At 69.1% G+C, this 12,046-nt stretch carries 11 protein-coding genes; 4 read left to right on the forward strand and 7 right to left on the reverse strand.

Annotated elements, in window-relative coordinates; all coding sequences use genetic code 11:
* The first annotated feature begins 1 nt into the window (after position 1).
* The gene (locus E8A74_RS29835) at positions 2-1,699 is read left to right on the forward strand and encodes an SGNH/GDSL hydrolase family protein (RefSeq protein WP_136932499.1); all 1,698 of its coding nucleotides are present in this window, start codon (positions 2-4) and stop codon (positions 1,697-1,699) included.
* Positions 1,700-1,704: 5 nt separating this feature from the next.
* On the opposite strand, the gene E8A74_RS29840 is transcribed toward E8A74_RS29835, so the two are convergent.
* The 6 genes from E8A74_RS29840 to E8A74_RS29865 form a co-directional block, all read right to left on the reverse strand.
* Positions 1,705-2,214 carry an ATP-binding protein gene (locus E8A74_RS29840; RefSeq protein ID WP_170229475.1) on the reverse strand — a complete coding sequence of 170 codons (510 nt, stop codon included), beginning with the start codon at positions 2,212-2,214 and terminating at the stop codon, positions 1,705-1,707.
* On the reverse strand, positions 2,214-2,783 hold the full coding sequence (locus tag E8A74_RS29845) for a SpoIIE family protein phosphatase (RefSeq protein ID WP_136932501.1): 570 nt from the start codon (positions 2,781-2,783) through the stop codon (positions 2,214-2,216). The genes E8A74_RS29840 and E8A74_RS29845 overlap by 1 nt, the downstream gene beginning before the upstream one ends.
* A 3-nt stretch (positions 2,784-2,786) precedes the next feature.
* The gene (locus E8A74_RS54125; RefSeq protein ID WP_211365471.1) at positions 2,787-3,467 is read right to left on the reverse strand and encodes an anti-sigma regulatory factor; all 681 of its coding nucleotides are present in this window, start codon (positions 3,465-3,467) and stop codon (positions 2,787-2,789) included.
* Between the two features lie 43 nt (positions 3,468-3,510).
* Positions 3,511-3,939: an STAS domain-containing protein gene (locus E8A74_RS29855; RefSeq protein ID WP_232379803.1), complete on the reverse strand. Its 429-nt coding sequence runs from the start codon at positions 3,937-3,939 to the stop codon at positions 3,511-3,513.
* On the reverse strand, positions 3,930-4,946 hold the full coding sequence (locus E8A74_RS29860) for an STAS domain-containing protein (RefSeq protein ID WP_136932502.1): 1,017 nt from the start codon (positions 4,944-4,946) through the stop codon (positions 3,930-3,932). Before E8A74_RS29860 ends, E8A74_RS29855 begins: the two co-directional genes overlap by 10 nt.
* Before the next feature lie 318 nt (positions 4,947-5,264).
* Positions 5,265-6,392 carry a lipase family alpha/beta hydrolase gene (locus E8A74_RS29865; protein ID WP_232379804.1) on the reverse strand — a complete coding sequence of 376 codons (1,128 nt, stop codon included), beginning with the start codon at positions 6,390-6,392 and terminating at the stop codon, positions 5,265-5,267.
* 158 nt (positions 6,393-6,550) lie between these two features.
* Between E8A74_RS29865 and E8A74_RS29870 the strand changes: the two genes are divergently transcribed.
* From E8A74_RS29870 to E8A74_RS52860, 3 genes are all read left to right on the forward strand, one after another.
* Positions 6,551-7,330, forward strand: coding sequence for a hypothetical protein (locus tag E8A74_RS29870; protein WP_136932503.1), 780 nt, complete (start codon positions 6,551-6,553; stop codon positions 7,328-7,330).
* 19 nt (positions 7,331-7,349) lie between these two features.
* On the forward strand, positions 7,350-7,817 hold the full coding sequence (locus E8A74_RS29875; protein ID WP_136932504.1) for a hypothetical protein: 468 nt from the start codon (positions 7,350-7,352) through the stop codon (positions 7,815-7,817).
* A 94-nt stretch (positions 7,818-7,911) separates the two neighbouring features.
* A complete protein-coding gene (locus E8A74_RS52860; RefSeq protein ID WP_170229476.1) occupies positions 7,912-11,127 on the forward strand; it encodes a DUF4215 domain-containing protein in 3,216 nt (1,071 codons plus the stop codon).
* Positions 11,128-11,149: 22 nt separating this feature from the next.
* On the opposite strand, the gene E8A74_RS29885 is transcribed toward E8A74_RS52860, so the two are convergent.
* On the reverse strand, positions 11,150-11,470 hold the full coding sequence (locus tag E8A74_RS29885; RefSeq protein ID WP_276568000.1) for an oxidative damage protection protein: 321 nt from the start codon (positions 11,468-11,470) through the stop codon (positions 11,150-11,152).
* Positions 11,471-12,046: the final 576 nt, after the last annotated feature.

Genomic DNA, 12,046 nt, shown 5'->3' on the forward strand with positions numbered 1-12,046 from the left:
GATGACCGGTCGTCGTCGGCGCCGCGCGGCGGCCGCCTCCCCGCGCGCACAAGCCCAAAAATCCCCCACGAAGGCCCAAGCTCCCGAAGCAGCGCCGAAGGCGGCCCCCGCGCCGCAGGAAGCGCCGCAGACGGCGTCGCAGGCCAAGGACGCGTCGCAGGCCAAGGACGTGCCCCGCGTCGCGCCTGCGCCCACGGAGGCGGCAGCGCGGCCCGCAGCGACGCCCGACGAGCCCGAGGCGCCGCGCGTGAACGGACTGCGCTCGCAAGCCGTGATCGTGCTCGTCACGCTCGCCGCGCTCGTCGCCGTGCCCTACCTCGCCCCGTCGCTCGCGCGCCTGCGCCTGCTCACGCCGCTGCCCGAAGGCGAAGGCCTCGTCGCGGTAGCGCCCACGCCCGAGCCCGCGGCCTCCGTCGGCGAGACGGCGCTCGCGATGGAGACGACGGAGCAGGCCGAGCTGCGCCAGCCGGAGGAGGTCGCGCTCCCGCCCGCCGCAGCCGAGATCGTGCCCGCGGCGAGCACCACCGAGACGGGAAAACCCCCGCGATCGATCGAGGATCCCTCGGGTCACGCGCTCGACGCGTTTTACGGCCGCCTCGCCGCCGTCGAACGCAAGGAACCAAAGGCGATCGCGCGCGTCACCTACTTCGGCGACTCGATCGTGGCGAGCGACTTCGTCACGGCGACGCTGCGCCGCAAGCTCCAGCGCCGCTTCGGCGACGCGGGCCATGGCTTCATGCTCATGGCGAACGCCTGGCCCGGCTACTTCCACAACGACGTCGTGCGCTTCGCGGCGCCGGGCTGGCAGGTCAGCCGCGTCGTCGGCCCCTACGCGAAGGACGGCTTCTACGGCCTTGGCGGCGTCTCGTTCCGCGCGCAAGGCAAGGGCGCGTTCTCGCGCTTCGCGACCACGAAGACCGGCACCTTCGGCCGCGCCGTCTCGCGCTTCGCCGTGAGCTACCTCGAACATGCCGACGGAGCTCCGATGAGCGTGAGCATCGACGGCGCCCCGCGGGAGACCATCGATACGCGCGCCGACGCATCGGCCTCACGGCAGCGCGTCTACGAGGTCCCCGACGGCCCGCACGAGCTCGAAGTGCGCGCCGAGGGCCCGGGCGTGCGCGCGTTCGGCGTGACCATGGAGCGCGACGTGCCCGGCGTCGTGCTCGACGCGATCGGCATCCAGGGCTGCCGCATCCGCTTCCTCGACAAGAGTGACGACGCGCATTTCGCCGAGCAGCTCAAGACGCGAGATCCTGCGCTCACCGTCTTCCAGTACGGCATGAACGAGAGCGAGGACGGCGAGCTCTTCCCGCTCGATCAGTACGCGTCCACGATGAAGGCCGTGCTCGTGCAGGCGCGCGCGGCGCTGCCCCAGGGTTCGTGTTTGCTCATCGGGCCGATGGATCGCGCCGACAAGAAGGGCACGGGCTACACGAGCCGCCCTGTCGTGCCGAAGCTCGCGGCGATTCAGCGCAAGGTCGCGGCCGAGGTCGGCTGCGGGTACTGGGACACGCTGAGCGCGATGGGCGGACTCGGATCGATGGGCGTGTGGGTGCAGCGCGGCCTCGGCGGGGCCGATCTCGCGCACCCGTCGAGCGCCGGCGCCGAGGTGCTCGGCGGCTGGATCTACCTCGCGTTGATGGAGGGCTACGAGGCCTTCCTCGCGCGGGGCGGCGGGCGCGCCGCGCCTCGCTGATCGAGCTACCGCGCGCTGCTCGGTCCGGACGCCGGGAACGCGCCGGATCCGCCGCGCGGCGGATCGAGCCACTTGATGCAGACGACGCGCAAGCCGCGGCCCGGCGCGTTCTCCATCTCGACGTGGCTCATCATGCGCGCCACGGCGCCGAGCCCGACGCCGAGCCCCTGCCCGCTGCGCCGCTGCGTGCCCGGCTCGAGCCTTCGCCCCTCGGAAAAACCGTCCTCGAACACGCTCGCGGGGTTGTCGATGCCGGGGCCCGCGTCCTCGACGACGATGCGCATGCCGAGGCGCGGCTCGGTCACCGTCGAGAGCGCGAGCGTGCCCCGCCCGGCGAACTTCGCGACGTTCGAGACGAGCTCGGCGATGCAGATCGCGACCTCGCCCTGGGCCTTGGCGTCGAAGCCGATCACGGAGGCGTAGCGGCGGCCCTCTGCGGCGCACCAGAAGCGGTCGTGCTCGTTGCCGATGTCGAACGAGAGCGGCTCGGGCACGAGCGAGGGCAGCTTCGACATCAGCGGTCCAGGTAACGCACGACCACACATGTCGCGTCGTCGTGCGACTTTCGATAACCCTCGAGGACCGAGCGGGCGATCATCGTGGCGCTCTGGTGCTTGACCTGCTCGATGTCGAAGCTGCCAGAAATGCCGTCCGTGTAGAGCGCGAACATGTCGCCGTGCACGAGGCCGTAGCGGAAGATCCGCACGTGGCGGATGCCGCGGCCGAGCACGCCGCGCGCGGGCAGCGGCTGGATCTTCTCTTTGCTCCACGAGCGGAGCGCGACGTTGCCGACGCCTGCGACGTCGAGCGTCGCGGTCTGCGCATCGACGCGCGCGAGCATCACGGCGGCGCCGCGCGTGCTGGCGACGGCCCTGTCGGCGCCGCGCAGGAGCATCTCGAGCGGCTCTTCGACGTGCTCTTCGACGTACTTGCAGAGCGTCGAGGCGGCGAGCGCCGCGTGGGGGCCGTGGCCGAGGCCGTCGGCGACGAGGATGAGCGTGCGTGGCTTGCGCTCCAGGATGAGGTGTGCGTCGCCGCAGACGGTTTCCCCATCTGCGGGGCGCTCTGCCGTGCCAATGTCCACAGGCTACTCGGCGTACTTTCGGATGCGAACCGTGGTGCCGAGGCCGGGGTGCGTGTCGAGCTCGAACTCGTCGACGAGCCGCTTGGTGCCGCGGAGACCGGCGCCCATACCCCACTTCGAGCGGTAAGCGCCGCTCAGGATCAGCGCCGGGTCGGAGATGCCCGGGCCTTGATCACGAGCGACGACCTCGATCCCGCGCCGTTTTCCTTCAATCCGTCGGATCCGAATTTCGCCGGTCCCGGCGTACTGGAAGATGTTGCGCGCGAGCTCGGAGACGGCCGTCGCGACCTTCGTCTGGACGACCTCGGAGAAGCCGAGCTGCTTGGCCATGTCCTTGCCGAGCGTGCGGGCGCGAACGACGTCGTGCTCGGCGCGGATCGGGACGCTGATGCCATCGGGACGCGACTCGGCCTGCTGCTGCGGGGGCTCCATGGGGATCGATGGAGCGTTCTCCACGGCCACGAGCGCGAGCAGGCTCTTGCAGTTCGCGAGCTTCTCCGGCTCCTGCAAGAAGATGTTCAAGCCCGGACCGAGCTGCTGGACGAGCTGCGGGATCTCGGGGCGCGTGAGCACCTCGAGCCTCACGTTCGCCCGCCTCGCAGCGGACGTGAGGAGCGAGCGACTCGTCGGCTCCGAGAGGTACCGCCGCAAGATGGCGAGGATTTCCCCCGCGATCTCGTTCATCGATCGCGCCTCCTCCTCCACCACGTCGTCCGAGAGACGATGGTCACGCCTCGCCCTCCCACTCGTCCCCTTCGCCGGCGAGGTCGTGCGGCAGCCCCTCGGGCTGGAGTGTATCGAGCAGCGCGAGGGCGCGATCGAGGTTCAACGCCGTGCGCACGCCGGGCAGCTCCATGCCCATCTCGACGAGCGTCATCGCGACGGCGGGCCGGAGGCCGCAGACCACGGTTTCCACGCCCATGAGCCGCGCCATGACCGCGAGGTCGCGGATGCTGCGCGTGATGTAGCTGTCGAGCACGTCGACACCGGAGAGGTCGACCACGAGTCCGCGTGCGTCTCCCTTCTCGCAAGCGGCCGCGACGTCCTGCTGCAGCCGATCCACCACGGTGTCCGAAAGCGCGGTCTGGATCGATACGATCAGCTTTCCAGACAGGCGTACGATCGGGATCCGCTGCGTTTCCATCATCATGACCATCGGGCCCTCCTGGCCTCGCCCTCGCTCACCGTGTTTTGCCTGGCATCCTCGGCATCGAGCCAACGCAGACAGTAGCGAAGCCCGTGCTTCAAGTTTCGTAGTGTCTCGAGCTGGCCGAAGTTGACGTCGAGATCGACCAGCGTTTGCGCAACCGCGGGCCGGATGCCCGTCAGCACGCAGCGCGCGCCGATCAAATTGACGGCCTTGACCAGCTTCATGAAGTGATCGGCGGTCGAGGTGTCGATCACCTCGACGCCCGTGAGATCGATGATGACGAACCTCGACTGACTACGCACGATCTCGTCGAGCAGTCGCTCCATCATCTCCGCGCTGCGCCGGGAATCGACCACGCCGATCACGGGCAGCGCGAGCACGTCCTCCCATAATGTCAGGATCGGGGTCGAGAGCTCCTGCACGGCCATCCTGAGCCGCGCGATGAGCTCCGACTTTTCCGACTCGCTGGCGACGAGCTCTTTGTTCCGCAGCGCGACTTCTTCCTCGAAGTTCTTGCGCGACTCGCTGCTGATGAACACCGAGACCGCGCCCGTCTGCGTCCCCGAAGTGTCGCGCAGCGGCGCCGCGTGCACCTCGTGCCACGCCCCCTCGGGCAGGTTCTCGTTGCGGAGGAAGACCTCGGCCGTCCGAACGGACTCGCCGCGGAGCGCGCGGGCATGCGGCAGCTCCTCCAGCAGATAAGGCGTGCTCTTGTCGCCGTGCAAGTACACGGTCGACTCTCCCCATTCCTCTACGGGCAGAGCCTTGGGCGAAGGCTCGGTGCCCTCGGCGACCCCGAGGAGCCGCTGGGACTCGGCGTTCGCCATGAGCACGTTGCCCACGAGATCGGTCGCCCACACCCCGACCGGGAGTTGATCGAAGAGGGAACGCAGGCGCGCGTTCTCCGCGCGCAGCGAGGCTTCGGAGCGCTCACGCTCCTCGAGCTTCTGCTGAAGGGCGGCCAATTCGGCCTTCAGCCGCTCGATCTCCGAACCTCGACTACCCTCTTCCAAACTCGCCTCCAGCGGAGCCGACGACGCACGCGCAGACGCTCAGGATATACACGAAGCGCAATCGGAAGACGACTGCTGCCGGCACGGTCACGCGAAAACGATCCTCGCCCATGGCGACGGCCTGTGTGAAACCGCACCCGAACACAAGTTCGCCCCAAACAAGGGAACGAATCGAGGAAACGATCTGCGGATGAAGGCGAAGAAGCGTCAACGCTTCGCCGCTTCGTCCACGTCGTCCATCTTCGATAGCGCGTCCCGACGGGCGCGGGCCGCCGGAAAACTGCTACGATGCTCCGCTCGTGCTCTCCGCGTTCGTGGCTAAAAGCCGCGCTTGCGGAGCTCGGCCACCACGTCGGCGTAGAAGACCTTGTGCTTCCAACCGTTGCCGATGCCGGCCGAATCGCCGAAGAGCTGCCCTACCTCGTCGAGGTGATCCACGGGCAAGCAGCCCCAGAACTCGCCGCGCTTCGAATCGACGACGCGCACGAGCCCGTCGTTCGGGTACGGGTCGCCGAACCCGCCGTCGAGGATCGACTCGAAGAGCGAAAGCAGCGGATCCACCGTGTCGAGCTTGCCCTTCCACTCGGCGATGAAGGGCAGCGAGACGTCGGCGTCGCAGCTATCACCGCCGATGTGGAGGTCCGTGCGTCCCGCGATCGAGGCGTAAAACACGCCCGGCTCGTCGGGATGCGCCTTGTTGAAGGCGGCGATGCCGGGCTGGCTGAAGAGCTCGAGGGGCTTCCAGACGTTCGTCTGCTCGCCGAACTCGTCGTAGAGCGGCGCGCCGATGAGCGCGAGCAGATCACTCACCACGTCCTGCGCGGCGGGATCACTCACGAGCTCGATCGCGATGTCCGCGACGCGGGATCCACCGTGCGGCGTGGCCACCGTGACCACGCTGGCCACGAGATCGGGCCTCAGGTTCGCCGCGACGCGCGCGTCGAGCCCGCCCTGCGAGTGGCCGATGATGTTGACCTTCGCGTGCCCCGTGATCGCGAGGATCTGCTCGATGTGATCGACGAGCTGGGCGCCGCGGAAATCCGAGGAGTTGAAAGGATCGACCGCCGGCGTGAACACGTCGAGCTCGCCCTGCGACGCGAGGTGGTCTTTGACCTGGTAAAAGTAGGTCACGAACCCGGCCCCGGCGAAATCTTCGAACCCAAAGAATCCGTGCGAGAGCACGATCGGATAAGGCGGCCCGAGCTTCACCTCGACCCCGCCCTCGCCGCCCTCGCCGCTCGAGCTCGAAGACGACGCGGACGACGCGCCGCCCTGCCCGCCCCCGCCCACGCCCGTGAGGACGCCGCCGTTCCCCCCGTTGCCGCCCGCGGGGATCCCGCTCGACGCGGTCTCTCCGGCCGAACCACACGCAGCGGCGAGGCCCATCAAAACGAGCGCACACGTAGGCCACACATGCGCGGCGAGCATCCGTTCGAAGAACCGCATTTCCATCCCTCCGAAGGCGTGAGAAGGCAGCATGACGAGCGTCGAACGACGCCCCCGTCGCGTCAAGAATGCGCGCCCGTGGAAAGACGAGTTCCCGCCCAAGGGTACGCCCCGACTTTGCACCCCGACGCGCAGGACGTTCGGATAGCTTGGAGCGCATGCACGTGGCCTTTCCCGAACCCTCACGCCGCGGCGGCGCGTGGGGTTCCGTCCTCGGCGCCGCCGCGATCACGCTCGTCCTCTCCGGCTGCGGCGGATCGGCGGAGCCCGCGAACGACGCGTCCCAAGCGAAGCCCGCGCCCAAGGTCGACATCGCCCCGAGCCCGGAGCCGCCGAAGGAGGAGCCCATCGCGTTCCCGACGGCGTGCGCGAACGAGGGCTCGGAGCTCTGCGTCCCCCCGAACGCCTTCGTGCGCCGCCTCTGCGCCGCAGGAATGCCCGAGATGGCGCTCGCCTTGTTCGCGAAGGGCACGCCGTGGGTGCGCGGATATCTGGCCCGCGCGACCGAGGCGTGGGACGCGTCGGGTGGCCCGTCTTCGAGCAACAAGCTCGCGTTCGAGGAGGAAGTGCTGATCCTCGAGAAGCGAACGCCGAACACCGGCGGCATGGTCGTGAGCGGCGCGAGCGGCAGCTATGACGTGCTGCGCTGGAACGGGAGCTGCGCCTCGCTCCAGGCCGAGGAGATCCGGATGCGCGTGCCGCCCGAGCCGCTCCACGCCGAGATCCCGTGGCGCAAGCTCGACGACGACGTGCAAGAAGCGCTGCTCAAGGACGAGAAGATCGCGACACGCGCGGCCGAGCAGAAGAAAGAGTGCAAAGGCGTGTCATCGGGCCAGACGAACGCGAAGTGCGAGAAGGCGCAGAAGGCGCTGGGGAAGGCGATCGTGGCGTTCGTGCGCCGCGGCGGCGCGCTCCCGCCGCCGCCCGCGCTGCCGTGAAGGAAGAAGGGGAGGCTTCATGCCGAGACTCTCGAAAAGCTTGGGGATCGCGGTGATGACGCTCCTCGCCGCAGCCTCGATCGGCTGCCGCCAGGACGACGATCCAGACGGCGCGGACGAGCTCTGGACGCGGATCCAGGACGCGAAGTATCGCACGTGGGCGCGCGCGCCCGGCTACGAGACGCGGAAGGGTTCGAGCGCGCGTCATGGGACTTCGGTGGAAATCTTCATGAACGACGTGATCGCGGGCGCCCTCGAAGGGCCGAAGATCACGGCCTGGCCCGACGGATCGCTCCTCGTGAAGGACGGCTTCGACGACGACGGGAGCCCCCACATCGTGGCCGCGATGGAGAAGCGCGGCGGCGCGTGGTTCTTCGTGGAGTGGAGCCCCGAGGGCGCGTCGCTCTACTCGGGCGCGCCGTCGATCTGCACCGATTGCCACGCCGTCGGCGCGGACATGGTACGCGCGTTCGACCTCCCGCCCTGACCCGTTCGACCCGCACGAATTTGTTCTGACGGCGAAACAGTTTGTCCGATAGTGGGGCGCCGGACGGACCGGCCACAGGTTCGGGGTTTGTCCCATGAAACGAACACGCTGGATGTCGATGGTGACGCTCACGACGGCGGCCTTGCTCGTCGCGTGCGGAGGCGAGGAGCCCGGGGGCTCGGGCACGACGACGAGCGCGAGCAGCAGCGGCTCAGGATCCGGCGGGACCGGCGGCGAGGGCGGCCTCGGCGGCGCGGGCGGGACCGGCGGCATCGGCGGGACTGGTGGATCCGGCGGGATCGGAGGTTCGGGCGGCGAAGGCGGGACCGGCGGCGCGGGCGGCATCGGCGGTGCAGGTGGCGCGGGGGGATCCGGCGGCATCGGCGGCGCGGGGGGTGAAGGCGGCGCAGGAGGATCCGGCGGCGCGAGCGCGGTCTGCGGCGATGGAGCCGTCGAGGGCGCGGAAGGCTGCGACGATGGCAACACCGTCGCGTCCGACGGGTGCGACGATCAGTGCGCCGTCGAGCTTGGCTGGAGCTGCGACGGCTCACCGAGCACGTGCAGCGCGCTCTGCGGCGACGGCATCCTCGCGGGCGCCGAGGCCTGCGACGACGGCAACATGGCCCCGAATGACGGCTGCGACAGCACATGCGCCGTCGAACTCGGGTGGGCTTGCAACGGCACGCCGAGCGCCTGCGCGACGAGCTGCGGCGACGGCATCTCCGCAGGCAACGAGGCCTGCGACGACGGCAACACCGCGGCGAACGACGGCTGCAGCGACGCATGCGCCGTCGAGCCCGGCTGGGCTTGCAACGGCATCCCGAGCGCCTGCGCGACGAGCTGCGGCGACGGCATCTCCGCGGGCAACGAGGCCTGCGACGACGGCAACACCGCGGCGAACGACGGTTGCAGCGACGCCTGCGCCGTCGAGGCTGGCTGGACCTGCACGGGCGCGCCGAGCGCATGCGCGACGACCTGCGGCGATGGGCAGAAGGTCGGCGCGGAGGGCTGCGACGACGGCAACACCGCGGCGAACGACGGCTGCAGCGACGCCTGCGCCGTCGAGGCTGGATGGACCTGCACGGGCGCGCCGAGCGCATGCGCGACGACCTGCGGCGACGGCATCCCCGCGGGCAACGAGGTCTGCGACGACGGCAACACCGCGACCGACGATGGCTGCCTGCCCTCCTGCCAGGCGCCCTCCGGCGACTCCTGCGTGGAGCCCCTCGCGCAGAGCAACGCGCTCGTCATCGGCAACGTGCATCGATGGAACCTCGCCGAAGCAAGCGTCACGACGGTCGACGGCGCGTTCGCCTGCGACCCCAACGGCACGGGCCCGGACGCCGTCATCAAGTACGTGAAGACCTCGCCGGACCTCGCGAACGGCGGCAAGCTCCTGCACGTCGAGGCCCGCACCTCACAGACCGCCGCGAGCGCTCTGCTCAACGTCGAGGTCATGAGCGGCACGTGCGACCCCACGCTCGCCGTCTCGGAGAAATGCCTCTGGTACAAGCAGATGTGGGGCGCGAACGTCGACGGCCCGCCCGGGACCTATTTCGTTTGGGTTGCAAAGAATGCGCCCGGCACACCCTTCCCGCCCGTCACCGTGACGATCGAGGAGATCGATCCCGCGGCCGTGGAGGGCGAGGGCTGCTTCGCGCCGTACACGACGGCCAGCGCGAATTACACGGCGCCCGCGCAGCCTGACGACGCGCACGTGTGGGCGCTCCCGGACTCGCTGAACGCGTTCGACATGGCCGCGACCTGGGGCGAGCCGGGCTCGATCTCCTGCGACAACCACGCCACCTACGGCGACATCCACGGCGTGGACGCGGTCATCGAGTACGACAAGGCCTCGCCCACGAGCGTCCTGCACGTCGAGGTGCAGAACCTCGATCCGGTCCTCACGCAAAGCGCGCTCAACGTCGAGATCCTGAACGAGTGTGATCCCGAGTCACCCACGAAGGTCTCGTACAACTGCCGCGCGAACGCCGACACGCACAGCATCACCACGCCCGCGCCCCAGGGTCCGCTCTACGTCTGGGTGAGCACCGAGGCGACGAGCCAGGACTTCAACGGCGCGACCGTGAAGATCCGCGAGATCAACCCCGGCCTCGGCGAGAGCTGGGAAACGGCGGAGCCCATCGCCGCGGGCACGGTCCCCATCACCCCCACGTCGACGACGCGCTTCGACGTACCGAGCTGCTTCCCCGCCGGCGTGAACGTGCACTGGTACGTCTACACCGTGCAGAACGGCGGCCTGGCGCTGCAATCGACCCCGCCCACGGGCACGCTCGCGCTCTTCAGCGAAGGCAACCAGCAGCTCTTCTGCGGCCCGGGGAGCCCCCTCGCGAGCCTCGGCGGCGCCTACCCGCCGGGTACGAAGTTCTACGTCGCGGTGCCCGTGGGCGGCACCATCACGTCGCTCGCGGTCTCGGACATCGTCTACAACGGCGTGAAGACGCTCGTCCCGCTCGGCGTCACGTTCCCCTCGACGGCCTCGTCGACGTACGGCATGGCCGTGAGCGGCACGGAGCTCTTCCTCGGCGGCGCGAGCAAGGTCTTCCAGTTCCCGATCGCGGGCGGCACGCAAGCCGTCGAGCGAGGCACGGCCGACGGCCTGACGACGACGCACCTCGGCTACGATCTCACGTTCGCAAACGGCCAGCTCTTCAGCGTCGACAGCACCGCGACGACGAGCGCGAGCCGCCTCTTCCGCATCCTGAACGGCACGACCTGGGGCCCGACGACCTGGGATCTCACGCCCGCCTACCCCACGAGCTCGGGCTCGTACACCGCCGCGTTCGACGGGACGAACGTCTTGCTCGCGACACGAAACACCGCGGGCAAGGTCGATTTCTACGCGTTCTCGACGACGGCGCCGAGCGCGGCGGTGCACCTCGGGACGAACACGAGCGTGGACTCCGTGGTGGGCCTCGCGGCCGACACGCAATTCCTCTACGTCGCGGGACGCGAGGTGAGCACGGCGAGCGAAGGCGTCCTCCGCATCCCGCGCGCTGCCATCACGAGTGCAGCGACGAGGCTCGCGACGGTCGACACGTCCAGCGCGGGCCCGACGAACGTGGAGCTCGACGACCTCGTCGCCCCGCAGCACCTCTACGTGCGCTCGTATGGCGGGTTCATCCACGCGGTCGTGGATCCGGCGGGCGCCGCGTTCACGCACATCCCGAGCATCTCGACGCTCGGCGACACGACGGACTACGCGATGACGTTCGACCGCGCGACGAAGACGCTCTACTTCGTGGAGACGGCGACGGTCACGAACGGCGCGGTCTGGAAGGTCCAGTGATCCGCGCCGTCCGCCCGCCCGGCTACTTGCTTTCCTCGGGCTTGAAGTCGGGCGGGAGCGCGGCGCCCTCGCCGAAGAAGTACTTCTCGCACTCGGTCATCCAGATGCGCTGACCGTGCTCGCTCATGAGATCGAGGCGGAACTCGTTGATGAGCATCTTCGAGTGCTCGAGCCACATCTTCCACGCCTGCTTGGAGACGCCATCGAACACGCGCTGGCCGAGGGGCCCCTTGAAGGGCGGCTTCTCCAGCCCTTCCGCCTCCTGACCGAGCTTCACGCACTGCACCATCCTCGCCATGTCGACCTCGCTGGGAAGAGCCTTCACCCGGCCGAGGGCGCCCATCCGGCGCCGCCCTGGGGGGTCCCTCTCCGTCTAGTCGAGCCTCGAAAGGTCGTCGAGGGGCGCGCCGAGCACGCGCAGACGTTGACGGCCCCAAGCCCAAGCTCCAAGCAGCACGGAAGCCTCGGCCAAGGAGCTCAGGGTGCGGAGCAGGGGCGTGAGCCGAGCTCGCACGATCGCAACGTCCGGAGCGCCCGAAGGAGGGGTTGACGCCAAAGGCTGGTGTCCTATGCTTTCGTGGCTCGGGCCTGACGAAGGTCCGAGGTCACCACGAGGGGGCGATCGGCTTCGACGTGGGGACCGAAGGTTCATCTGCGTGCTGGCGGCTCCTGCTCCGCCTATCAAGCGGGACGTTATACGTGCGAACGACAACGCATACGCTCTCGCGGCCTAAGAACCGACGATAGCCATCCGACGGAGAGATCGTCCTGGTATCCGAAGGGTGTCAACCACTAGTTCCTCGACACAGGGATCCTGATCGATTCGTTTCAGGGTCTTCGAAGCACGGGAAGCAGCTCGGGGTCTACGAGGAGCTCGATGCTACGAGGCTGTCCGGGTTGGCGACGGATCAGCCCTTTG

The organism is Polyangium fumosum (genome assembly GCF_005144585.1).
In the GTDB taxonomy this organism is placed as follows: Bacteria; Myxococcota_A; Polyangia; order Polyangiales; family Polyangiaceae; genus Polyangium; species Polyangium fumosum.

What these genes read in the sequence shown, in the direction of transcription:
- E8A74_RS54125 (WP_211365471.1), bottom strand. Translation starts at nt 3,467, where the DNA reads ATGAACGAGATCGCGGGGGAAATCCTCGCCATCTTGCGGCGGTACCTC.
- E8A74_RS29870 (WP_136932503.1), top strand. Translation starts at nt 6,551, where the DNA reads ATGCACGTGGCCTTTCCCGAACCCTCACGCCGCGGCGGCGCGTGGGGT.
- E8A74_RS29840 (WP_170229475.1), bottom strand. Translation starts at nt 2,214, where the DNA reads ATGTCGAAGCTGCCCTCGCTCGTGCCCGAGCCGCTCTCGTTCGACATC.
- E8A74_RS29865 (WP_232379804.1), bottom strand. Translation starts at nt 6,392, where the DNA reads ATGCGGTTCTTCGAACGGATGCTCGCCGCGCATGTGTGGCCTACGTGT.
- E8A74_RS29875 (WP_136932504.1), top strand. Translation starts at nt 7,350, where the DNA reads ATGCCGAGACTCTCGAAAAGCTTGGGGATCGCGGTGATGACGCTCCTC.
- E8A74_RS29885 (WP_276568000.1), bottom strand. Translation starts at nt 11,470, where the DNA reads ATGGGCGCCCTCGGCCGGGTGAAGGCTCTTCCCAGCGAGGTCGACATG.
- E8A74_RS29855 (WP_232379803.1), bottom strand. Translation starts at nt 3,939, where the DNA reads ATGGTCATGATGATGGAAACGCAGCGGATCCCGATCGTACGCCTGTCT.
- E8A74_RS29835 (WP_136932499.1), top strand. Translation starts at nt 2, where the DNA reads ATGACCGGTCGTCGTCGGCGCCGCGCGGCGGCCGCCTCCCCGCGCGCA.
- E8A74_RS52860 (WP_170229476.1), top strand. Translation starts at nt 7,912, where the DNA reads ATGAAACGAACACGCTGGATGTCGATGGTGACGCTCACGACGGCGGCC.